This window comes from Pantoea sp. 18059 (genome assembly GCF_902706165.1).
Classification (GTDB): Bacteria; Pseudomonadota; Gammaproteobacteria; order Enterobacterales; family Enterobacteriaceae; genus Pantoea; species Pantoea agglomerans.
In genome coordinates this window covers 675023-695042 of record NZ_CACSJS010000001.1, presented here as the reverse complement: position 1 = coordinate 695042, position 20020 = coordinate 675023, and the positions used below count along the sequence as shown (strand labels likewise).

Here is a 20020-nt window from a genome sequence, read left to right as displayed (position 1 = left end):
GATGGCGAAACGGGCGATTACCGGAATAACTGCATCTTCTCTACCAGCACACTGGTTACCGCATCATTGGCCGGCACCAGGAAATTACGCACGCTGTCATTGACCTTGCCTTTTTCAAAGGTCGATTTGCACTGCGCCACCCACTGAACATTCATTTCGGTGCCGACATTGACCTTCTCAATACCGCTGCTGACCGCCAGCCGCATATCTTCATCGCTGACGCCGGTGCCGCCGTGCAGCACCAGTGGCGTGTGGGTTGCCGCCGTGATATCTGCCAGCCGCTGATGCTGAATATGCGCTTTGCCGGTGTAAAGTCCATGCACGGTGCCGATGGAGATCGCCAGCATATCGACGCCGGTCTCTTCGACAAAGCGGCGCGCATCTTCCACCGGCGTAAACGCAATCGCCTCCATCTCCACACATTTACCATCTTCCGAGCCGCCAATCGCGCCCAGCTCCGCTTCTACCGAAACATTGTGCGGACGCGCCATATCAATCACCCGGCGGGTATTGGCAATATTCTCCTCAATTGACAGATGGGACCCGTCATACATCACGGAACTGAATCCGGCATCAATCGCGGTCTGAATCGCCGCTAAATCGGAACAGTGATCGAGATGCAGACAGGTCGGGACATTCATACTCTCTGACAGCGATTTAATGGCATCGACCAGTAATTTATGACCGAGATATTTTGCCGTACCGGTGGAGATCTGAATCATTAACGGACTATTGGTTTTCTCTGCCGCTTTAAAATAGGCGGGCAGCATCTCCAGGCAGTGAAGATTAAAAGAACCCACCGCTTTAAAGTCGCGCTGTTTAGCCAGCTGTAACAGATCGGCGAAGTTATAAAGTTTCATGGATTTTTTCCTCTTGAGGTTTTGTGGATTTGCCATTAACAAACCAGGCAAGCGCGGTAACAAAGGCAATAAACAGGGCGACGAACAGCCAGTTATTCTGGAAGGCGTGGCCGAGCACCAGGCCGGTACTGATGACATCTGAGTCACTGAAGGTCACACCGGTGAAGCCATAGCTCTCCAGCATCGGCACCAGGATGGCGGGCAGAATGGTGATAAAGAGGCCGTGGACGAAGCCGCCGATCATCGCGCCGCGCCGTCCGCCCATGGCATTACCAAATACCCCGGCGGTGCCACCGGCAAAGAAGTTGGTCAGCAGGCCAGGCAGGATCATCGCCAGACCAAACATCGGGAAGACGAGCATGCCGACAATTGAGCCGAGCGTGGTGGCGAGAAAGCCAACAATCACCGCGTTCGGGGCATAGGGAAACATCACCGGGCAGTCCAGCGCCGGTTTGGCATCCGGCACGACACGCATGGCGATACCGCGGAAGGCAGGCACCAGCTCGTTCAGCAATAGACGAACGCCGCTGTAGAGCACAAAGACTCCGGCTACGAACTGAATCGACTGCATAAAGGCGTACATCAGGTAGTTCATGCCGTTGCTGTACTGGGCGATAAACGCCGGACCGGCCGCCACGGCGGGGATCAGGTACATCGGCACCATCACCAGCGCCATCGACAGATAGGTATCCTGCAGAAACTTGAAGTTATCGGGCAGCTTAAGATCTTCAGTGGATCGCGATCCTTTGCCGACCACTTTGGCGACCGCCGCAGTGACCAGATAACCAATGGTGCAGAAGTGACCCAGGGCAACGTCGTCCGAATCGGTAATACGCCGTACCACCGGCTGCGCCAGCGCAGGCATCACCACGGCCATGATCCCGCCAAAGATACCGCCGGTCAGGATCAGCGGCAGACCGGTCAGCCCCGCTTTATAGCCAATCACCGCGCCAATCGTCGCCATCCACAGCAGGGCCTGGCCGGTGAGGAAGATGTACTTAAAGGGCGTCAGTCGCGCGATGATGATATTGACGATAAAGATCACCAGCAGCGTCAGTGCCACTTCAGACCCCAGCTCACGGTTAGCCAGCCCGGCAATGGCGGCAACATCGGTGATATAGCCGCGCATGCCAAAGCCGTGGGTAAAAATGGTATTGAGGAACGTCAGGGTTCCCACAATAATATTGATACCCGCCATCATAATTAAAAAACCGAGCAGGGTTTTAAAGGTGCCTTCCACCACCTTGCCTGCGGATTTCTTTTGCAGCAGCAGACCAATCAGGGCAATAAAGGCGATCAGAATAGACGCCTGCCCCAGCAGATCTTTTACCAGGAAGTCGATCACACTATTCATGGGCGGCGACCTTTACGTTGCGTTCTTTTAAAAAGGCCAGGATCTTCTGCTCTATTTCCGCTTTATCGGTGAGTCGGTTAAGAATAATGACCCGCTTAATCTGTTCCGGACTGGCGTCGGCATTTAACACATCGGCAAAGGCTTTTTGCGTCAGAATCATGTCCGACTTAAAGGCATTCGCTTCTGAAATGGTGGTGTGATCGATATCGGCCTCAATCTCCAGTTTTTTTAAAACCGCTTTTGCGCTCATCTCAATCGCAAAACTGGATCCTAAGCCACAACCACAGACACATAATATTTTCAGCATGGTTTTCTCCTCACAATATATTGAGTTGTTTAGCGAGTTTGTAATGGTGCCCGTCAATATCGACCAGGCGTTTTTGCATGCTTATTAAATCAATCGGAATCGGTTTATTGCTGCCGTTAATAATGACCGCTTTATTCCGCATGCCTGACTGAATACAACGCACCACTTCACTGGCCATAATGGTGCCCTGATAAATCTCTTCGCAGGTGGGATCACCATTCCGCAGCCCGTAACCGAGGATAGTTTTACGGACGCGTACGCCAATAAGCGGCTCAAGCTGTTTGATTAAGGTGTCGATAGCCCCCTGAAAACCGGGCGAATATTCGCGGGTGTAGCCTTCTGAACAGAGAATGATCACGCTGTTCTGTTCTGCCAGTCGCTGGGTGATGCGCTGCGCCAGCTGTGGCAAAGGAATCTGGCACTCCGGGATCAGCGCAATGTCCGCGTTGGATTTAATCGCCGACTGCAGGGTTAATTCGCCGCAGTAACCGCCGAGTAACTCCAGCATAAATACCCGGCCAGGTAAGGCGCGCCCGGTATTCCGCAGTTTCGCGACCTCTTTTAATACCTGCTCGCAGGCGGTGGAAAAACCCAGGGTGTAATCACTGCCGAAGACATCATTATCGATAGTCATGCCGACACCGAAACAATTAACGCCAGACTCCGACAGGGTATGGAGAAATTGCAGCGACCCGTCACCGCCCGCCATAATTAACACTTCAATACGGGCGATTTTCAGCTGGCGGGCAATACATTCATATTCGCTGCGCACCAGTTTCTTTTGCGTGCGTCCCGATTGCATAACCGGAATCGGGGCGATGGAAAAGTCGAGCAGATCACGCTGGCTGATATCACGATGGTTATTTGCCAGCAGGCCGGGAATACCACCATCAAATATCACGATCTCCGCCTGCGTCAGACGCCCTAACTGGAAGACAAAATTATTAATGCCGGTTACATCACCGCCACTAATCACCATTCCAATTCGCATTTCCCTCACCTCGCTGTCTTAATCTGCTGAGGGCCATTCTTCCGGTTCGTGGGGTTGCTATTTGCAGAGGAGATCACAGTTACGAGCGGTATTTTTTGGGCGGGGTTATTGACAGGGGTGTCTGAACGGCGGTTTATGAGATCAAAATCACACTATTTGCGGGAAGGCAGATTAGAGCGAAACGATATAAATCAAAGGGTTAGTTCAGAAGGCATCTGAATTTTATTTCGCCACACAGCGGCACTGAGTGGCTTATTCCGTGCTGTTGCAAATTTGTGACTTTCGCCTCATTTTCCCGGTTCCGGGCCAGATAAAGCGTTCAGAAAATAGTTGATGAGGAGATATCCGGATTATTTTATGGCAGAGAAACAGGCGGGCAGAATAGATTTCAGAGGGGAAGAAGGCGCAGAAAAAACGAATAAGGGGCGTAGCAGCAAGCCGCTACGTCCCAAAAAGCTTACTTGGCGTAGGCTTCAGTAGACAGAGTCAGAGTGACCTCGTCGCTTACCGCTGGGACATATTTGTCCAGCTTAAAGTCAGAACGCTTGATGGTGCCGGTGGCATCAAAACCAATCGCCTGCTTTTTCACCATCGGATGCTCGCCCTGCTTGTTCAGCGTCGCGTGCAGCGTAACTGGCTTGGTGATCCCTTTCAGGGTCAGGTTGCCTTCAACATCAAATTTGTTGTCGCCCTTCGCCACCACTTTGGTGCTGTGGAAGGTCGCAGTCGGATATTTAGCGGTGTCGAAGTACTCAGCGCCTTTGAATTCTTTGGTCAGCGCAGCCACGTGGCTGTCGATTTTGCTGACTGGCAGGGTCACGTCAACGCGTGATGCCTCTGGATGATCTTTATCAAACACCAGGTTACCGGTTGCATCAGGGATATCAGCGGTAGGGTTTGAGAAGCCGAAGTGGTTCCAGGCAACAATTACCGACGTATGCTCAGGATTCAGCTGGTAGTGCATCGCCTCAGCCTGAGACAACGGGGCGTAGAGGGTGGCAGCGGCTAACAGGGGCAGTGCAATACGTTTGAAGTTTTTCACGGTCAATTCCTTATGCGGACAAAGTGAATTGAGTGTGGTCCAGTTCGCCCGGAATAGACAGTGAAGAGATTTGTCGGTAATTTTCAAATAAATTCAGCAACTTTATACCGGGCGCTACACATTCTCGCCGCCGGTGAACAGCACCCGCCAGCGGCGGCGATCCTGAATCAGCGTGCGGTGAAGCTGTTGCAGATCCGCAAGTGTCAGCGCCTCAATCTGCGCCGCATCCGGTTCTGCCAGGCCATTGTCAGCGCGTAAGCACGCCAGTGGCTGATCCACTTCCCGGCTCAGAAGACGCGCTTTCAGTGCCGCCAGATCGTAACCCGCCAGCGTCTCGTTCAGTGACCGCAGGAAGTTGCGGCAGTAGCGCAGCAGTGACAGCGCGCTGTAATCGGGCGACTGCAGCGCAAACAGCACCCCATCTTCATCGGCACAGCGCATATAGCGACTGCTGACCACATAACCGATAGGCTGCTCAACGCGATAGCGCTGGAAAAAGCGCGGCTCGTAGATCAGCGCCAGCGCGCGTAGCGCCGCCAGCTGTTCAGGTCGATGCAGCGGGATAAACAGCAGCAGAGCATTGTCCGCGCTGCTGTGTGGCAGGCGCGTCATACCGGTTTGTGTCGTCATGCGCTTTGGCGGCGTGTCAGGATTAACCGGTAGCGACAGTGCGCTCAGCCGCCGGGCAATCAGTGAATGCAGTGCCGCGTTGCCGCCTTTCAGCGCCGCCCGCCAGCAATGTGGCGTAATAGTGGCGGCCAGCTGCCAGGGCAACTGCCGCAGCAGTGCACGGATCGCGATGCTTTCCCCCGAAGAAGGCTGCGCCGCCTCAACCGGCAGCGTCAGTGCGGCGACAATCTGGCTCAGCGCCCGGTCAGCCACCGCCTCATCCGGCGTCAGTTGTAGCGTCAGTTGCCACACGCCCTCCACTTCCTGCCAGCTGCCGTTGCCGCCCTGATGACGCAACGCGGCAAACAGCGGACGTAACCGCCGGCCCAGCGCTTCGCCTGCCGCTTCGGTGAACGTTGACCAGAACTCTGGTCGCAGGATCAGCGTCGCCTGCAGGTCATCAGGCTGATGATGCGGCAATGCCACCGCCTGTGCGGGCAGCGGCTCAGACGTTAAGGCAGTCTCGAACGGGTAGAATGTGAAATGCGCCGGAGGTAGCGCCTCAGACGGGGCTGGCTGCCAGGCGGTCAGCGCAAGGCTGAATCCCTGCGTCTGAAGGGTTTCCTCAGCCGGGTGCGACGTGCAGAACAGCAGCGTGCCCGGCGCGTCGGTGAGACGCGCCAGCAGCGGCTGTAACGCAGGCACGGCTTCATCTGGCGCAAAGCCGATTGCGCGCTGGCGTAACTGCTCCATCGGTGACATTGTCACAAATCGCTGCTTTGCCAGCTGGTGATAGTGTTGATGTTGTGGCTCATTCGTCTGGCGCAGTGCATCCAGATAACGGTCGATCAAGACATTAACGGTTTCGGGTTGATGCGTTTCAACGCCCAGCGCCAGCCAGAGCGCGCCTCCCGCCTGATAGATCCACTTCAGCTCCAGCGACTCCGCCAGCCCCTGCTCACGAAGGGTAGCCAGCAGCGATCCGGGTGCTTCATCCAGCAGAAATTCACGCCATAACGTGACACCGTCACTCTTATCCAGTATCCAGCTGCGCCATAGCGCCCCAGGTGCGGTCTCTGCCAGCTGCCAGCAGGTATCGCTGGTCAGCTGCGGCGGTGGCAGATCCTGTCGCCACTGACCGGAGGGCAGCGCGGCAGCAACGTTACGCGCCAGCTGTTCCAGCTCATCCAGTGAGAGTGGCCCCTGCAGCCAGAGCCGCATATTGCTGGCGAAGTAGTAGCGCTGGTGGAACTGGCGCAACGCCCGCTGCAGTGCAGAGAGCTCATCGCCAAAACTCGCCCGGCTGCCAATATGGAACCGGTGGAATTCCGCAGGTGACGCGGCGGCGTGCAGCAGTGCCGCTTCAATGCGTGACGGCTGATGACGCTGCAATAGCTGATATTCCGCATCAATCACCGCCACTTCCTGACCGATTGCCTGATTATCAAGCAGCGGATGGCAGACCATATCCTGCAGCCGCGCCAGCCCGTCAGCCAGCAGCGACGGCGTGACCTCAAAAAAGAACGCGCTGCGCCGGGCCAGCGTGGTGGCGTTAACCCTGCCACCCTGCGTCTGAATCCAGCTCATCAACCGGCCCTCATCAGGCCAGCCGGTGCTGCCGGTGAACAGCAGATGTTCCAGCAGATGCGCCAGTCCGGGCCAGCGATCGGGTTCGTCGTGACTCCCCGCGCCCACCTGAATCAGGGCGGCGGCCTGGCTGGCATCGGGCTGATGCACCAGTTCAACCGTCAGACCGTTTATCTCCAGGCAACGCGTTTTCATCAGAGGTTCCGTGTTTTATAGATCAGTTGTGAGTTGCTGCGGTTACGGAACTGCAGCTGACCAATTTTAATGTCGCTGCAATCCGCCTCACGCCGGGCGTCAAGGATTTTGCCGTGATGCGGTGATTTGCTGCAGACCGGATCGGTGTTGTCGGCATTGCCGGTCAGCATGTAAGCCTGACAGCGACAGCCGCCAAAATCTTTCTCTTTCTCATCACAGGAGCGGCATGGCTCTGGCATCCAGTCAAAACCGCGATAACGGTTGAAGCCGAATGAGTTATACCAGATATCGTCCAGACTTTGCGTCAGCACTGAGGGAAATTCTACCGGGAGCTGACGCGCACTGTGACACGGCAGCGCGGTGCCCTCTGGCGTAACGCTGAGGAAGATGGCGCCCCAGCCACCCATGCAGGGCTTAGGGCGCTCTTCGTAGTAGTCTGGCGTCACAAACAGCAGGTTGGTCAGATTGCCGGTGGTGCTCATCCGCTCGCGGTAGGTTTTCACCACCGCCTCTGCGCGGGCGATCTGCTCGCGGGTGGGCAGCAGGCCTTCACGGTTAAGCTGCGCCCAGCCGTAGAACTGACAGGTCGCCAGTTCTACGTCATCCGCGTCCAGCTCAATGCAGAGATCGATGATCCTGTCGATCTGGTCGATGTTATGGCGATGCAGAACAAAGTTCAGCACCATCGGATAGCCGTGGGCTTTCACCGCTTTCGCCATCTCCAGCTTCTGCTGAAACGCTTTTTTCGAACCGGCCAGCGCCGCATTCAGGGTTTCGTCACTCGCCTGGAAGCTGATCTGGATATGATCCAGACCCGCCTCGCTGAACGCATCCAGCTTCTTCTCCGTCAGGCCGATGCCCGAGGTGATCAGGTTGGTGTAGAAGCCGAGGTCGCGCGCCGCTTTGATGAGCTCCGGCAGATCTTTACGGACCAGCGGCTCGCCGCCCGAGAATCCGAGCTGCACGCTGCCCATCGCCCGCGCCTGACGAAACACCTCAATCCACTGCTCGGTGGTCAGCTCCTTCTCCTGCTGGGCGAAATCCAGCGGGTTGGAGCAGTAGGGACACTGCAGCGGACAGCGATAGGTCAGCTCGGCAAGCAGCCAGAGCGGCGGATTCACGTCAGGCTTATGCGGGGTCACGGAACTGTATCCACTTCTGTTCATAGGCTGATTGCAGGAACTCTAAAACATCTGCACCCACGCCGCCCGCTTCCGGAAAACGGCTATCCAGCGTTGCGATAATCGCGGCGATATCCTGCTTGCCATCCACCAGTTCAAGGATGGCGGCGGCGGTTTCGTTCAGCTTCGCCATGCCTTCGGGATAGAGCACCACATGAGTATCCTGGGCGGCTTCCCACTGCATACGGTAGCCGCGACGAAACGCGGCAATCGAGTTTTCATTCATCTGTTATACCAGTCGGGTGGTGTGCCACGCCGCTTTATCAGTCACGGTGTGATAAGGCGGACGTTTCAGCTCGTATGCCATGGTCATGGCGTCCAGCATGCTCCATAAAATATCGAGCTTAAACTGCAAAATTTCCAGCATGCGGTTTTGCGTCTCAGCGGTGGTGAAATATTCCAGCGCCAGCGCCAGGCCATGTTCCACATCGCGGTTCGCCTGACCCAGGCGACTGCGGAAGTAGAAATAGCCCTCTTCTTTGATCCACGGATAGTGCTGCGGCCAGCTGTCGAGCCGTGACTGGTGGATCTGCGGGGCGAACAGCTCGGTGAGTGAGCTGCAGGCCGCCTCCTGCCAGTTGGCACGGCGGGCAAAGTTAATATATGCATCCACCGCGAAGCGCACGCCCGGCAGCACATGCTGCTCTGAAAGTAGTTCTTCGCGCGTCAGCCCGACCGCCTCGCCCAGCCGCAGCCAGGCTTCAATGCCGCCCTCTTCGCCGTTGCTGCCGTCGTGGTCGAGGATGCGCTGCACCCATTTACGGCGGGTAGCCGGATCGGGGCAGTTGGCCATGATCGCCGCATCTTTCAGCGGAATGGTGGTCTGGTAATAGAAGCGATTCGCCACCCAGCCCTGAATCTGCTCGCGCGTGGCCTGACCGTTATGCATCGCGATGTGATACGGGTGATGGATATGGTAGTAAGCGCCTTTGTCGCGCAGGGCCTGTTCAAAAGCCTGCGGCGACAGCGTGTCAGTGATCTGCATGTTTTAGCCCTGAAGGTGGATCGCCATTCCGTCCCAGCTCACCTCTATTCCCTGCTCCGTCAGAAACTGACGCTGCGGTGATTGCTCGTTAAGGATCGGATTGGTGTTGTTAATGTGGATCAGAATTTTGCGTTTTGCCGACAGCGACGCCAGCAGTGCCATCAGCCCCTGCTCTTCCGCCAGTGCCAGATGGCCCATCGCCTTGCCGGTGTTATGACCCACGCCAGTAGTCAGCAGCTCATCATCCTGCCAGACGGTACCATCAATCAGCAGGCAATCCGCTTTTTGCAGCCACGGCAGGATCACCGCATCCGGCTCGCCCAGGCCTGGCGCGTAAAGCAGCGTCTGGCCATTCGCACGGTTTTCAATAAACAGCGCCACGTTATGGCCCGGCAGCGGCCGGTCGCGATACGGCGAGTAAGGCGGTGCATTACTGATAATCGGAATCGCGGTGAACTGAAGATCACCACAGACATCGACGCTGAACGGCGTCAGTGGCGCAATGGGACGGTGCTGTAATCCGCCATTCCAGTGGGTGAGCATAGGAAATATCGGGAAGCCGGTGCTGAGGTCACCATGCACTTCCGCCGTGCACCACACCTGATGCGGACAGCCCTCACGCAGGCTCAGCAGCCCGGTGGTGTGATCGATCTGGCTGTCGGTAAGGATAATCGCGCCGATCGCCGTGCCGCGTAACACCCCTTTGCGGGTCAGTTCTGGCGTATGCAGGATCTGCTGGCTGATGTCGGGTGAAGCGTTGCATAACACCCAATCTTCGCCGTTATCGCTGAGGATAATCGACGATTGCGTGCGTGCCTGGGCCTGAATCGTGCCGTTACGCACGCCGTGGCAGTTGGCGCAGTTACAGTTCCACTGCGGAAACCCGCCGCCCGCGGCTGAACCGAGGATTTTGATAAACATAGAGGAAAACCAGAAGTTGAAAAAAAATGCCCGCTCAGAGGGCGGGCAGAACGATTAACGGTTGGAGATGTAGAGAGTCACTTCCAGACCGAGACGCATATCAACGAAAGTTGGTTTTTTCCACATGAGTTACTTCCTCTTGGTTAACAGTAAATGAGCTGCCTGAAATCAGTGTGACCGGCATTGAATGATACCGCCGTCACAATTTCCAGGCAGATGTTGCGCCAATGGCGCGTCGGGATCAAGCCCGGAACATCAGGAAATTGTTATCACAGCCCGGTCAGATGTAAAACCCGCTGCCAGTTTCCCCATGCCAGTTTCTCTGTCAGTGTCTGATCATAGCCCGCTTCCTGAAAAGCGGCGAGCAATCGCGGCAATCCGCTGACATCGCCCAGCGCAGCCGGTGGGGTAATCCCGTCGAAATCAGAGCCAAAGGCTACATGGTCGCTGCCCATTATCTTCAACATGTGATCACAATGCTTAACAATTTCTGTTAATGGCGTGTCAGCGTCGCGTTTACCGTCGGCGCGCAGAAAAGCGTTGCCGAAATTAATGCCGACCAGACCGCCGCTGTCGCGGATTGCCACCAGCTGGTCATCCGTCAGATTACGCGGCTGCGGACAGAGAGCATGCGCGTTGGAGTGGCTGGCGACCAGCGGCGCGCTGGAGAGCCGGGCGGTGTCCCAAAAGGCTTTTGCATTCATATGCGACACGTCAATCATCATCTTCAGGTCACTCGCCTGCTGAATCAGCTTCTCTCCGGCGCGGGTCAGGCCTGGCCCGGTGTCGGGCGAGCCAGGAAAGGTGCCGCTGACGCCTTCACCAAAGCGGCTGGCCAAATTCCAGAATGGCCCGATGCTGCGCACCCCCGCCTGCCAGAAGGCGTGCAGTTGCTCGCCCTCCTCATCCAGCGCATCAGCACCTTCGATGTGTGCCACCATCGCCAGTACGCCTGCGGCGCGGCAGGCGGCAATTTCGTCATGGCTGCGGCAGAGTCGCGCCCGTCCGCCTGACGCATCGGCCAGCTGCTGCAGGATCTCAAGCTGTTGCCACATGATCTGAAGCGGTTGAAACGGCTCGTCGGCACGTGCCGGAACGGTGCGGGCAATGTACTCCTGCGGGGGCACAAAGATCGCAAACAGCCCGCCGCCGAGCCCGCCCTGCTGAATGCGCGGAAAATCGAGGTGGCCCTGTTCAATCCCCTGATAAAACGCCTGCGCGGGCGCATCACGATGATGCAGCCAGAGGTTAAGCAACAGATCGTTGTGACCGTCGAAAATCAGCATAAGAGTCCACCCAAATAAACAGGCGACCATGCTAACCCTGCCCGGCGGATTCACCAAACCGGAGCGCACGCAGGGCCATGCAGGTCATGCTGGTCATGCTGGTCATGCTGGTCATGCTGGGTATTGTCACTTTTGCGCGTCAGGTTGTCAGCCCTGCGCGCGCGGACCCGGAGGCGTGTCGGCAGACTGGTAAAAAAACCACAGGAGACTCCTATGCTGACCCGACCCGCTGATAAATATCGTCCCTCCCCGCTAATCACCCTGCCCGATCGCCAGTGGCCCTCACGCCAGCTGACCCAGGCGCCACGCTGGCTCTCCACCGATTTGCGTGACGGCAATCAGGCGCTGGCAGAACCGATGGATCGGGAACGCAAAATGGCCTTCTGGGATCTGCTGCTGCGCTGCGGGTTCCGGGAGATCGAGGTCGCCTTTCCCTCGGCGTCGCAGACGGATTTCGATTTCGTCCGCGACCTGATTGAGCAGCAGCGTATCCCGGAGGATGTGACGTTACAGGTACTGACTCAGGCGCGGGAGGACCTGATTTCCCGCACGTTTGTGGCGCTGCAGGGTGTGCCCCGCGCCATCGTACATCTCTATAACGCCACCGCGCCGCTGTTTCGCGAGCGGGTATTTAAACAGAGCAAAGCGGAAATCGTGGCGCTGGCCACCGCTGGTGCACGGCAGATCCGCGCCGAATGCGAGGCCCAGCCGGAAACTCAATGGACCTTTGAATATTCGCCAGAGACCTTCTGCTTTACCGAGCCGGAGTTTGTGCTGGAGATCTGCGAGGCGGTAGCCGATGTCTGGCAACCGGACGCGCAGCGCCCGATGATCATTAACCTTCCCGCCACGGTGGAGGTGAACACACCCAACGTTTATGCCGATCAGATTGAGTTTTTCTGCCGTCACTTCAGCCGCCGTGATGCCGTCTGCATCAGCGTGCATCCGCACAACGATCGCGGCACCGGCGTTGCCTGCGCAGAACTGGCGCTGCTGGCGGGCGCTGACCGGGTCGAGGGCTGTCTGTTTGGTAACGGTGAACGCACCGGCAATGTGGACCTGGTGACGCTGGCGCTGAATCTCTATACCCAGGGCGTTTCGCCCCAGCTCGATTTCAGCCAGATGCATGAGGTAATTGAAGTGGTAACCCGCTGCAACCAGCTGCCGGTTCATCCGCGCCATCCCTATGCGGGCGAGCTGGTCTTCACCGCCTTCTCCGGTTCTCATCAGGATGCGATTAAAAAAGGGTTCGCCATCCGCGCCGAACAGCAGGAAACAGAGTGGCAGATGCCTTACCTGCCGCTGGACCCGGCCGACATTGGCTGTAGCTATGAGGCGGTTATCCGCGTTAACAGCCAGTCGGGAAAAAGCGGGGCTGCCTGGCTGCTGGAGCAGAATCACGGGTTACAAATGCCGCGAGCGCTGCAGCAGGATTTCAGCCGCTGTGTACAGCAGGAGACTGACCGGCACGGCGGAGAGATGACGCACTACGCGCTGTGGCAGCTCTTCTGCCGCCAGTATGGCGTCACGCAGCCCGCGGTGGCATTACAGCGGGCTGACAGCCAGAGTGACAGCGGCGGGCAGACGCAGATTAGCGCCAGCGTGGTGTATCAGACGCAATCGCTGACGCTGACCGGCAGCGGCAACGGCTGGCTGTCGGCGGCGGTCAATGCCCTGCGCAGCGCGTTTGATCTGCATCTGACCATTGAGGACTATCACGAGCATACGCTGGGACGACGCAGTGACAGCCGCTCGGTGGCCTATATCAGCTGCGTGGATGCCCGTGGCGCGCGAGCCTGGGGAGTGAGTATCGACAATGACACCGCCCGCGCCGCCCTGCAGGCGCTGCTCAGCGCGGCAGGCCAGTTTCTGCAGGCGGAAAATAGTCAGTCGGAGAGACGCCCAGCAGACGACGAAACATCGCACTAAACGCGCTGGGGCTTTCATAGCCCAGTTCCAGCGCCACCCGCAGCACGGAGTCGCCCTGAGCCAGTCGCGTCAGGGCGATAGCCAGTCGGGCACGCCGCACCCAGTCGCTGAACTGCAGGCCGGTTTCGCGCATAAAATGGCGGGCCAGAGTGCGGCCCGAGACATTCAGGTAGGCGCTGGCGCGCAGCAGCGTCCAGCTCTCACCGGGCGTCTGCTGAATCAGCTCGCACAGCGCCTGTAAACGGGGGCTGTCGGGCGTCGGCAGCGCAAAGGGCAGCACGTCCATGCCGCGGATTTCATCCAGAATCAACTCCATCACCCGCTCGGCCCGACTGCCTGCGGCGTAACGCTCTGGCAGGCTCAGCGCCGTGACAATCAGTTCGCGCAGCAGCGGTGAGATTTGCACCACCTGACAACTGGCGGGCAGATCGGCGCGCGCCAGCGGATCGATAAACAGCGTGCGCGCCGCCACACTGCCGGTAATCTGCAGCGCATGACGGGTAAATGCGGGCAGCCAGACGCCGCGACTCGGCGGCACAATCCAGCTGCCATACTCCGTCTCCACCCGTACCACGCCGCTCAGGGTGTGGATCAACTGGGCACAGGCGTGCTGGTGCCAGGGTTCGCTGGCACCGTGCAGGTAATCGTGCGCCAGCGGCACCAGCGGACGCGTGCTGAAGTCAAAATGCTGCTGACTCATTGCGCCTTCAGGTAGCGGTAGATCACCGCCAGATCCTCTTCACCGTGTCCGGCCTCCACCGCCTGCTGCCAGAGTTGTGCGATATTCTCCAGCGCCGGCAGCGGCGTCTCTGCGGCATCCAGCGCCAGGCGGGCATCTTTCAGCGCCCAGACCAGATGCATCTGCGGCGTGAAGTCGTCGCTGGCGATCATCCCGAGCTTCATTTTTGCATACGGTGCGGCCAGCGGACCGCCCTCCAGCACCTGCCAGAGATCGTCGGTGGAAAAGCCGAACTGCTCTGCCAGCCGGGTACTCTCCGCCAGGCTTTGCATCATGCCAATCAGCCAGCTGTTGATGACCAGCTTCATCCGGGTGCTTTTTCCCGCCTCGCCCAGCCACTGGGTGCCTTTACTGATGGCAGCAAACACCGCTTCTGCCGCCTGCGCCCGGCTCTGATCGCCGCTGGCCAGCACCAGAATCTGCGCATTCTCTGCTGGTGCTTTGGTGCCGGAGACCGGCGCGTCGATCAGTAACAAATCGGGGCGTTTTTCTGCGAAAAAGGCGATCAGCGCGTCGGTTTTTTCTACGCCGATGGTGCCCATCTGGCAGAGCGTCGCGCCCTGCTTAAACGCCTCTTTGACCTGATGCAGCACCTGCTCAGTGGTGTCGCCATCAGACAGCATGGCGATCACGACATCCGCCTGACGCACCGCCTCGGCTGGCGAGTCAGCCAGCTGCAAACCCGCATCCAGCAGATCTTCGCCGCGCGCGCGGGTGCGGTTCCAGCCATGAACGTGAAAGCCTTTTTTCAGCAGGTTGGCGGCAAATGCGTGCCCCATTGCGCCTAATCCCAGAACCGCCACTTCAGGTTGTTTCATGCTGACTCCCGTGAGTTTTTTTGTCTGCATCCGGGTGAACCGGACGCCATATCACTGCAAAAGATGGATTTCAGCCTGGCGGTAAACAGAGAAAAAATCCAGCCCGAAACGATGTACCCCAGCGCATCAAACCCTTACCATATGCGGAAATTGTTCCACCTGGTTCATATCCTCTCTTTTTTTCAGGCCACATATAATGAAAATAATCTCTCTGCGCCAGGCGACGCTGTTGATGTTGCCTGCCATTTTGCCACTGCCGCTGCTGGCGGCGGATAATGACAATACCCTGGTCGTCACGGCTGCACCGCCGGAAACGGGCCTTAACGAACTTGATACGCCTGCGGCCCTGAGCGTGGTCAGTGGTGACGATATGCGCCAGGCAGCGCCGCGCGTTAACCTGTCGGAAAACCTCAGCAGCGTGCCGGGTCTGCAGATCCAGAACAGGCAAAATTACGCGCAGGACCTGCAGCTGTCGATGCGTGGCTTTGGCTCCCGCTCAACCTACGGCGTACGCGGGCTGCGCATCTATGTGGATGGCATCCCGGCCACCATGCCGGATGGTCAGGCGCAGACCTCCAATATCGATATCGGCTCGATTGATCATGTTGAGGTACTGCGCGGCCCGTTTTCTGCGCTGTATGGCAACGCTTCGGGTGGCGTAATCAATGTCACTACCCAGCAAGGACAACAGCCGACCACGCTTGAAGCCAGCAGCTGGTATGGCAGTTACGGCAGCTGGCGCAACAGCGTGAAAGCCAGCGGTGCGACCGGTGACGGCAGCCATGCCGGGGATGTTAACTACACCGTCTCCGCCTCACGCTTCACCACTCACGGCTATCGTGATCACAGCGCTGCGCAGAAGAACCTCGGCAACGCCCGACTGGGCGTGCGTATTGATGATGTCAGCACCCTCACGCTGCTGTTTAACAGCGTTCACATTGACGCGCAGGATCCCGGCGGCTTAACCGAGACGCAGTGGCGTGAGAATCCACGTCAGGTGGTCAGCAACGTCCCGCTTTATAACACCCGTAAGACTGTCGATCAGACTCAGGGCGGCCTGCGTTATCAGCGCCAGATGAGTGAAAATGACGACCTCAGCGTGATGCTCTATGCGGGCATGCGCGAAACTACCCAGTTCCAGTCGATCCCCGCAGCCGTGCAGCGCAACCCGTCTCATCCCGGTGGCGTGATCGCCCTGACCCGCCACTATCAGGGCGTCGATACCCGCTGGACCCATCGCGACACGCTGCTGTCGATTCCGGTGGCGCTGACTGGCGGACTCGACTACGAAACCATGACCGAGCGCCGCAAGGGCTATGAAAACTTCACGGTCAGCAACGGGGTGACACAGCTGGGCGAACAGGGCAATCTGCGCCGCAACGAACGCAACCTGATGTGGACGCTCGATCCCTATCTGCAGACCGCCTGGCAACTGACCGATAAGCTGTCGCTGGATGCGGGTGTGCGGTTCAGCACCGTTAACTTTGACTCTAATGACTTCTATATTCAGCCTGGTAACGGCGACGACAGCGGTGATGCGCGCTATCACAAATGGCTGCCCGTTGCGGCACTGAAGTATGCCTTTGACCCAGGCTGGAACGCGTGGATCTCCGCCGGTCGCGGCTTTGAAACCCCGACCATTAATGAGCTCTCTTACCGTTCAGACGGCGCGACCGGTCTGAATCTGGGGCTGAAACCGGCCACCAGCGATACGCTGGAGATTGGTAGTAAGAAACGCATCGGCAATGGCTTGATCAGCGCGGCGCTGTTCCAGACCGATACCCAGGATGAGATTGTGGCGGATGCCAGCAGTGGCGGACGCACTACCTATAAAAATGCCGGTCAGACCCGCCGTCGCGGTCTGGAGTTAAGCCTGGATCAGCAGTTTGCCTGGGACTGGCGGCTGAAGATGGCCTACACCCTGCTGGATGCGCGCTATCGCACTAACGCCTGCGGCAGCGACAGCTGTGACGGCAACCGCATTCCTGGTATTGCCCGTAACATGGCTTACGCCGGACTCGGTTATCTGCCGGAACAGGGCTTTTATGCAGGCAGTGAGGTACGTTATCTGAGCCAGATCGCCGCTGAAGATCAGAATAGCGTGAACACCCCGTCCTACACCGTTGCAGCGGTTAACAGTGGCTATAAGTGGCTGGTTGAGAACTGGACACTGGATCTGTTTGGCCGGGTCGATAACCTGTTTGACCGGCACTATGTGGGTTCAGTGATTGTGAATGAGAGTAATGGACGCTACTTCGAATCCGCGCCGGGCCGCAATTACAGCGTCGGTTTAACGCTGGGTTACGCCTTCCGCTAAAACAATTCGGGCCACGGCTGTGGTGGCCCGGATATTACCTTCACACGCGAATCAGGCGCGCGAATTGAATTTCTTTTAAGGATTGATTGTTATGGACAACGAGCTACAAATTGCAATGTCTCCGGTACATCTTGCTGCGGTGCTTTCCGATAAGTCAGTTACTGAATCCGAGGGAATGAGCAACCGTCTTATGGGTGGTCTTGACCTGCTCATGGGTAGTCTGGAGTTGGCTGGTGCAACCGCATTGTGTATGGCTCCCGAACCCACCGGGATAACCAAGGCAGCATGTATTGTCGTTGGTGCTCACAGTATGGATAGCATTAATGCTGCAGCTAACCGGGTGCTGACCGGCCAGAATACCCGAACTGCCACCTACCAGACGGCTGTTGCTCTCGCAAAGAAATTTGGCGCTGACGACACAGCAGCATGGAATATCGGTCTGGCCATAGATGTGGGTGTTCCAGCTGCCTTTGGACTTACTGTTAGTGCAGCCCGTGTTGTATACGTCCGGGCGGGTACGTTTAAAATTGCTGAGCATGAGGCTGTCAGCTCAGTAAGGGCTGGCGGCCACACCATTGCTAAGCACGTCGCAATTTCTGATAATGATTTACTCGCCAGGCTGGCCCTCAGCCCAAATATGCACTCAGTATCATCATATTATTCAGTTCAGATTGCAGAAAAAGCGATCAGCTCAGCCCTGAAAGCTAACCGACTACGGATCATTCATTGGGCGAACTGGGGGAATAACGCCAGTCCTCTGGAACTGGTATATCGTAGCAGGGCTGCTGTGGGTTATGGATTCAGGCAGGGTAAAGCGGCAAAAGAAACCTGTTACGCTGTGCGCGTGGTGCTGCTTAAGCAAACTTATAACGGGAAACCTTACTATGTTCTCACGTCTTATCCGTGGATGGGGTGATAAACCCGAGAAACAATACCCTGCGCTAACCGGCATGTTAAGAGTGTTTTTAAGCTGCCATCATGACGACTTTGGCAGTACCCTCGAAGAAATGCTCCAGAGCTATATTGATCATGACATGCCTGTTATTGAAGCGCGGAATGAAATAAACATCCTGCTTCAGAATGAGGATGACGATTTGAATGTCATTATGTCAGCGATTGCTGATGAAGAGTTTCGTCCGGCCCCCTGGGGAGAAACATGGCGCAGTTTTTTGATAAGAGCTGTGTCTGCCCTCAACGGGCCACCGTCGCGGTGGCCCGACGCTTAACGTCACACGCCAATCATGCGCGCGAATTCAGCTGCGCCTTAATATCCTCACAGCTGCCGGTTTCACCCAGGCGCGGGAAGATCAGGTTCACGCTATTGTTGTGCGTATCGAGGTTGAGATCGGTCATCGCATCGGTCGCCAGCGTGACGTTGTAACCCAGCTCATACGCCTGTCGTGCGGTGGATTCCACGCCGATACTGGTCGCGATACCACAAATCACTACCTGAGTAATGCCGCGCTTTTGCAGCTCATCGTGCAACGCCGTGGCGTGAAACGCACCCCAGGTTTTCTTGGTGACCGTAAGGTCATTTTGCTGTGGGGTCATCGCCGGAACCAGCGTGGCCCAGTCGGCGGGCAATTCGCCGCTGTGACGTGCCTGCTCATTGCGGCCCGGCGCCCCACCAGCCACGTTAACCAGCACAACCGGCAGATCGTGCGCGCGAAACGCCTCAGCCAGTCCGGCACAGCGTTCGATCACCGGCTGCGGTTCATGAACCAGCGGCAGCGCCACAATGCCATGTTGCAGGTCGATAACAATCAGCGCAGTTTTTGCATCAAGTGTGGTTACAGCCATGTTGAATCCTCAGATTTAATAGTCAGTGAGTCGTTGCAGCAGAGGGAGAACGTCGGTCAGTTGCTGCTGTTCTGCCGGACTCAGTCGCGCTTCCAGCATCCGGACCAGCCAGTCATCGCGCATCGCGCGACTCGACGTAATCACCGCCAGGCTGGACGTCGTGGGAAGATAGCGGGTTTTACGGCCATCATGGGGATCCGGCTCGCCCGTCACCAGTTCTGCCGCCAGTAACCCGGCGACGGTCGCGCCCATTGACTGGGTGCGTACGCCCTCGGCCGCCGCCAGTTGCGTTACCGTCATCGCCCCATCGCGAACCAGATGACCCAGCACCGCGACCTGCGACCAGGTTAATTCGCCAGGCGGTGCTGACTCGCGCAACCGGCGGCCCAGCTTGCCCACCAGCATGCGCAGCATTGCAGCGGATTCAGTCAGATCGCTCATTACACGTCTCCATCGATAAGCGAAAGTATAAAGATACGAAGGTAAACTGTGTAGTTTGCTCAGGTATCAATTTGTAACGTCCGGGCGCTGCAGATAGTGGATCAGACTGTGGAAGCGCAGCGGCGTGCTGAGCGGGTTACGGTAGCTGTGCAGCACATCGGCCCTGAACTGGAACGCCTCCCCGGCGAGCAGACGTCGCCAGAGATCCCCGACGCCCAGCAATAGTTCGCCCTCGATGATCACCACCTGCTCCACACAGCCCGCTTCATGGGGCGAAGAATGACTCTGCGCGCCCGCTGCCAGCTCCACCGCCAGCAGATCAAAACGCAGTTGCGGATCGTAAGGCAGCAGCGACCGTACCGACATGTCGGCATTGGGCTGACTGAATCCAGGCGCGGCGCCTGAAGGCAGTACGCTGCCGTCGATAAAAAAGGAAAACGGAACGTTGAAACCGGTGGCAATCTTCCACAGCGTCGCCACGGTGGGACTCGATTCACCGCGCTCAATCTGGCCCAGCATCGCTTTACTGACGCCGGTTCGCTCCGCCGTCAGCGTCAGGCTCCAGCCATTGGCCTGCCGCAACTGTCTGAGCGCGCTGCTCAGGTGTTGCTGAAAATCCGCCATTTTTTCTCCTGCTTTCTCGTCATCCTGGTGAGTG

At 57.6% G+C, this 20020-nt stretch carries 21 protein-coding genes; 4 read left to right on the top strand and 17 right to left on the bottom strand.

The window, feature by feature from the left end:
- Nucleotides 1-17: 17 nt before the first annotated feature.
- From GVJ63_RS03270 to GVJ63_RS03215, 12 genes are all read right to left on the bottom strand, one after another.
- Nucleotides 18-860, bottom strand: coding sequence for a class II fructose-bisphosphate aldolase (locus tag GVJ63_RS03270; RefSeq protein WP_010670115.1), 843 nt, complete (start codon nucleotides 858-860; stop codon nucleotides 18-20).
- Entirely contained in the window at nucleotides 847-2214 is a 1368-nt protein-coding gene (locus GVJ63_RS03265) for a PTS sugar transporter subunit IIC (RefSeq protein WP_008925155.1), read from the bottom strand. Before GVJ63_RS03265 ends, GVJ63_RS03270 begins: the two co-directional genes overlap by 14 nt.
- Nucleotides 2207-2521, bottom strand: a complete 315-nt coding sequence (locus tag GVJ63_RS03260; protein WP_010245062.1) for a PTS sugar transporter subunit IIB — start codon at nucleotides 2519-2521, stop codon at nucleotides 2207-2209. The genes GVJ63_RS03265 and GVJ63_RS03260 overlap by 8 nt, the downstream gene beginning before the upstream one ends.
- 10 nt (nucleotides 2522-2531) lie before the next feature.
- Nucleotides 2532-3512, bottom strand: a complete 981-nt coding sequence (locus tag GVJ63_RS03255) for a 6-phosphofructokinase (RefSeq protein WP_159226411.1) — start codon at nucleotides 3510-3512, stop codon at nucleotides 2532-2534.
- A 457-nt stretch (nucleotides 3513-3969) separates the two neighbouring features.
- Nucleotides 3970-4554 carry a YceI family protein gene (locus GVJ63_RS03250; RefSeq protein ID WP_010245067.1) on the bottom strand — a complete coding sequence of 195 codons (585 nt, stop codon included), beginning with the start codon at nucleotides 4552-4554 and terminating at the stop codon, nucleotides 3970-3972.
- Between the two features lie 114 nt (nucleotides 4555-4668).
- Nucleotides 4669-6945, bottom strand: coding sequence for a pyrroloquinoline quinone biosynthesis protein PqqF (gene pqqF / locus GVJ63_RS03245; protein ID WP_159226410.1), 2277 nt, complete (start codon nucleotides 6943-6945; stop codon nucleotides 4669-4671).
- Nucleotides 6945-8111 (bottom strand): pyrroloquinoline quinone biosynthesis protein PqqE, encoded by a 1167-nt coding sequence (gene pqqE, locus GVJ63_RS03240; RefSeq protein ID WP_165588085.1) that lies wholly within the window; start codon nucleotides 8109-8111, stop codon nucleotides 6945-6947. Before pqqE ends, pqqF begins: the two co-directional genes overlap by 1 nt.
- Nucleotides 8074-8352 carry a pyrroloquinoline quinone biosynthesis peptide chaperone PqqD gene (gene pqqD, locus GVJ63_RS03235; protein ID WP_010245072.1) on the bottom strand — a complete coding sequence of 93 codons (279 nt, stop codon included), beginning with the start codon at nucleotides 8350-8352 and terminating at the stop codon, nucleotides 8074-8076. The genes pqqE and pqqD overlap by 38 nt, the downstream gene beginning before the upstream one ends.
- A 3-nt stretch (nucleotides 8353-8355) precedes the next feature.
- Nucleotides 8356-9111 (bottom strand): pyrroloquinoline-quinone synthase PqqC, encoded by a 756-nt coding sequence (gene pqqC / locus GVJ63_RS03230; protein WP_010245074.1) that lies wholly within the window; start codon nucleotides 9109-9111, stop codon nucleotides 8356-8358.
- A 3-nt stretch (nucleotides 9112-9114) separates the two neighbouring features.
- Nucleotides 9115-10032 (bottom strand): pyrroloquinoline quinone biosynthesis protein PqqB, encoded by a 918-nt coding sequence (gene pqqB / locus GVJ63_RS03225; protein WP_159226409.1) that lies wholly within the window; start codon nucleotides 10030-10032, stop codon nucleotides 9115-9117.
- Between the two features lie 54 nt (nucleotides 10033-10086).
- Nucleotides 10087-10158, bottom strand: a complete 72-nt coding sequence (pqqA, locus tag GVJ63_RS03220) for a pyrroloquinoline quinone precursor peptide PqqA (protein WP_010245082.1) — start codon at nucleotides 10156-10158, stop codon at nucleotides 10087-10089.
- Between the two features lie 143 nt (nucleotides 10159-10301).
- Nucleotides 10302-11318, bottom strand: coding sequence for a dipeptidase (locus GVJ63_RS03215; protein WP_159226408.1), 1017 nt, complete (start codon nucleotides 11316-11318; stop codon nucleotides 10302-10304).
- A gap of 213 nt (nucleotides 11319-11531) precedes the next feature.
- Here GVJ63_RS03215 and leuA point away from each other — a divergent pair, with 213 nt between their 5' ends.
- On the top strand, nucleotides 11532-13247 hold the full coding sequence (gene leuA / locus GVJ63_RS03210; RefSeq protein WP_159226407.1) for a 2-isopropylmalate synthase: 1716 nt from the start codon (nucleotides 11532-11534) through the stop codon (nucleotides 13245-13247).
- Here the strand turns inward: leuA and GVJ63_RS03205 are convergent.
- Nucleotides 13168-13947 carry a helix-turn-helix domain-containing protein gene (locus GVJ63_RS03205; RefSeq protein ID WP_033771733.1) on the bottom strand — a complete coding sequence of 260 codons (780 nt, stop codon included), beginning with the start codon at nucleotides 13945-13947 and terminating at the stop codon, nucleotides 13168-13170. The two genes, leuA and GVJ63_RS03205, sit on opposite strands and share 80 nt — an antisense overlap.
- Nucleotides 13944-14834, bottom strand: coding sequence for an NAD(P)-dependent oxidoreductase (locus tag GVJ63_RS03200; protein ID WP_158131716.1), 891 nt, complete (start codon nucleotides 14832-14834; stop codon nucleotides 13944-13946). The genes GVJ63_RS03205 and GVJ63_RS03200 overlap by 4 nt, the downstream gene beginning before the upstream one ends.
- A 166-nt stretch (nucleotides 14835-15000) precedes the next feature.
- On the opposite strand from GVJ63_RS03200, the gene pqqU reads away from it, so the two are divergent.
- The 3 genes from pqqU (at nucleotide 15001) to GVJ63_RS03185 (ending at nucleotide 18347) form a co-directional block, all read left to right on the top strand.
- The gene (gene pqqU, locus GVJ63_RS03195) at nucleotides 15001-17121 is read left to right on the top strand and encodes a TonB-dependent receptor PqqU (RefSeq protein ID WP_200843102.1); all 2121 of its coding nucleotides are present in this window, start codon (nucleotides 15001-15003) and stop codon (nucleotides 17119-17121) included.
- Between the two features lie 91 nt (nucleotides 17122-17212).
- Nucleotides 17213-18037 carry an RNase A-like domain-containing protein gene (locus GVJ63_RS03190; protein WP_010245254.1) on the top strand — a complete coding sequence of 275 codons (825 nt, stop codon included), beginning with the start codon at nucleotides 17213-17215 and terminating at the stop codon, nucleotides 18035-18037.
- A complete protein-coding gene (locus GVJ63_RS03185; protein WP_132498585.1) occupies nucleotides 18006-18347 on the top strand; it encodes a contact-dependent growth inhibition system immunity protein in 342 nt (113 codons plus the stop codon). The genes GVJ63_RS03190 and GVJ63_RS03185 overlap by 32 nt, the downstream gene beginning before the upstream one ends.
- A 13-nt stretch (nucleotides 18348-18360) precedes the next feature.
- Here GVJ63_RS03185 and GVJ63_RS03180 read toward each other — a convergent pair whose 3' ends face one another.
- The 3 genes from GVJ63_RS03180 to GVJ63_RS03170 all read right to left on the bottom strand — a co-directional run bounded on the left by GVJ63_RS03180 (nucleotide 18361) and on the right by GVJ63_RS03170 (nucleotide 19986).
- The gene (locus GVJ63_RS03180) at nucleotides 18361-18921 is read right to left on the bottom strand and encodes an isochorismatase family protein (RefSeq protein WP_010245270.1); all 561 of its coding nucleotides are present in this window, start codon (nucleotides 18919-18921) and stop codon (nucleotides 18361-18363) included.
- Nucleotides 18922-18936: 15 nt separating this feature from the next.
- Nucleotides 18937-19362 carry a MarR family winged helix-turn-helix transcriptional regulator gene (locus GVJ63_RS03175; protein WP_010670105.1) on the bottom strand — a complete coding sequence of 142 codons (426 nt, stop codon included), beginning with the start codon at nucleotides 19360-19362 and terminating at the stop codon, nucleotides 18937-18939.
- Between the two features lie 66 nt (nucleotides 19363-19428).
- Entirely contained in the window at nucleotides 19429-19986 is a 558-nt protein-coding gene (locus GVJ63_RS03170) for a helix-turn-helix domain-containing protein (RefSeq protein WP_045140377.1), read from the bottom strand.
- Nucleotides 19987-20020 lie beyond the last annotated feature (34 nt).

Bases quoted from the DNA above. Each gene is read 5' to 3' on its own strand.
- pqqF (WP_159226410.1), bottom strand. From the start codon at position 6,945: ATGAAAACGCGTTGCCTGGAGATAAACGGTCTGACGGTTGAACTGGTG.
- GVJ63_RS03170 (WP_045140377.1), bottom strand. From the start codon at position 19,986: ATGGCGGATTTTCAGCAACACCTGAGCAGCGCGCTCAGACAGTTGCGG.
- pqqD (WP_010245072.1), bottom strand. From the start codon at position 8,352: ATGAATGAAAACTCGATTGCCGCGTTTCGTCGCGGCTACCGTATGCAG.
- GVJ63_RS03205 (WP_033771733.1), bottom strand. From the start codon at position 13,947: ATGAGTCAGCAGCATTTTGACTTCAGCACGCGTCCGCTGGTGCCGCTG.
- GVJ63_RS03215 (WP_159226408.1), bottom strand. From the start codon at position 11,318: ATGCTGATTTTCGACGGTCACAACGATCTGTTGCTTAACCTCTGGCTG.
- GVJ63_RS03175 (WP_010670105.1), bottom strand. From the start codon at position 19,362: ATGAGCGATCTGACTGAATCCGCTGCAATGCTGCGCATGCTGGTGGGC.
- GVJ63_RS03255 (WP_159226411.1), bottom strand. From the start codon at position 3,512: ATGCGAATTGGAATGGTGATTAGTGGCGGTGATGTAACCGGCATTAAT.
- GVJ63_RS03265 (WP_008925155.1), bottom strand. From the start codon at position 2,214: ATGAATAGTGTGATCGACTTCCTGGTAAAAGATCTGCTGGGGCAGGCG.
- pqqC (WP_010245074.1), bottom strand. From the start codon at position 9,111: ATGCAGATCACTGACACGCTGTCGCCGCAGGCTTTTGAACAGGCCCTG.
- GVJ63_RS03180 (WP_010245270.1), bottom strand. From the start codon at position 18,921: ATGGCTGTAACCACACTTGATGCAAAAACTGCGCTGATTGTTATCGAC.
- GVJ63_RS03270 (WP_010670115.1), bottom strand. From the start codon at position 860: ATGAAACTTTATAACTTCGCCGATCTGTTACAGCTGGCTAAACAGCGC.
- leuA (WP_159226407.1), top strand. From the start codon at position 11,532: ATGCTGACCCGACCCGCTGATAAATATCGTCCCTCCCCGCTAATCACC.
- pqqE (WP_165588085.1), bottom strand. From the start codon at position 8,111: ATGAACAGAAGTGGATACAGTTCCGTGACCCCGCATAAGCCTGACGTG.
- pqqB (WP_159226409.1), bottom strand. From the start codon at position 10,032: ATGTTTATCAAAATCCTCGGTTCAGCCGCGGGCGGCGGGTTTCCGCAG.
- GVJ63_RS03260 (WP_010245062.1), bottom strand. From the start codon at position 2,521: ATGCTGAAAATATTATGTGTCTGTGGTTGTGGCTTAGGATCCAGTTTT.
- GVJ63_RS03185 (WP_132498585.1), top strand. From the start codon at position 18,006: ATGTTCTCACGTCTTATCCGTGGATGGGGTGATAAACCCGAGAAACAA.
- GVJ63_RS03190 (WP_010245254.1), top strand. From the start codon at position 17,213: ATGGACAACGAGCTACAAATTGCAATGTCTCCGGTACATCTTGCTGCG.
- GVJ63_RS03200 (WP_158131716.1), bottom strand. From the start codon at position 14,834: ATGCAGACAAAAAAACTCACGGGAGTCAGCATGAAACAACCTGAAGTG.
- pqqU (WP_200843102.1), top strand. From the start codon at position 15,001: ATGAAAATAATCTCTCTGCGCCAGGCGACGCTGTTGATGTTGCCTGCC.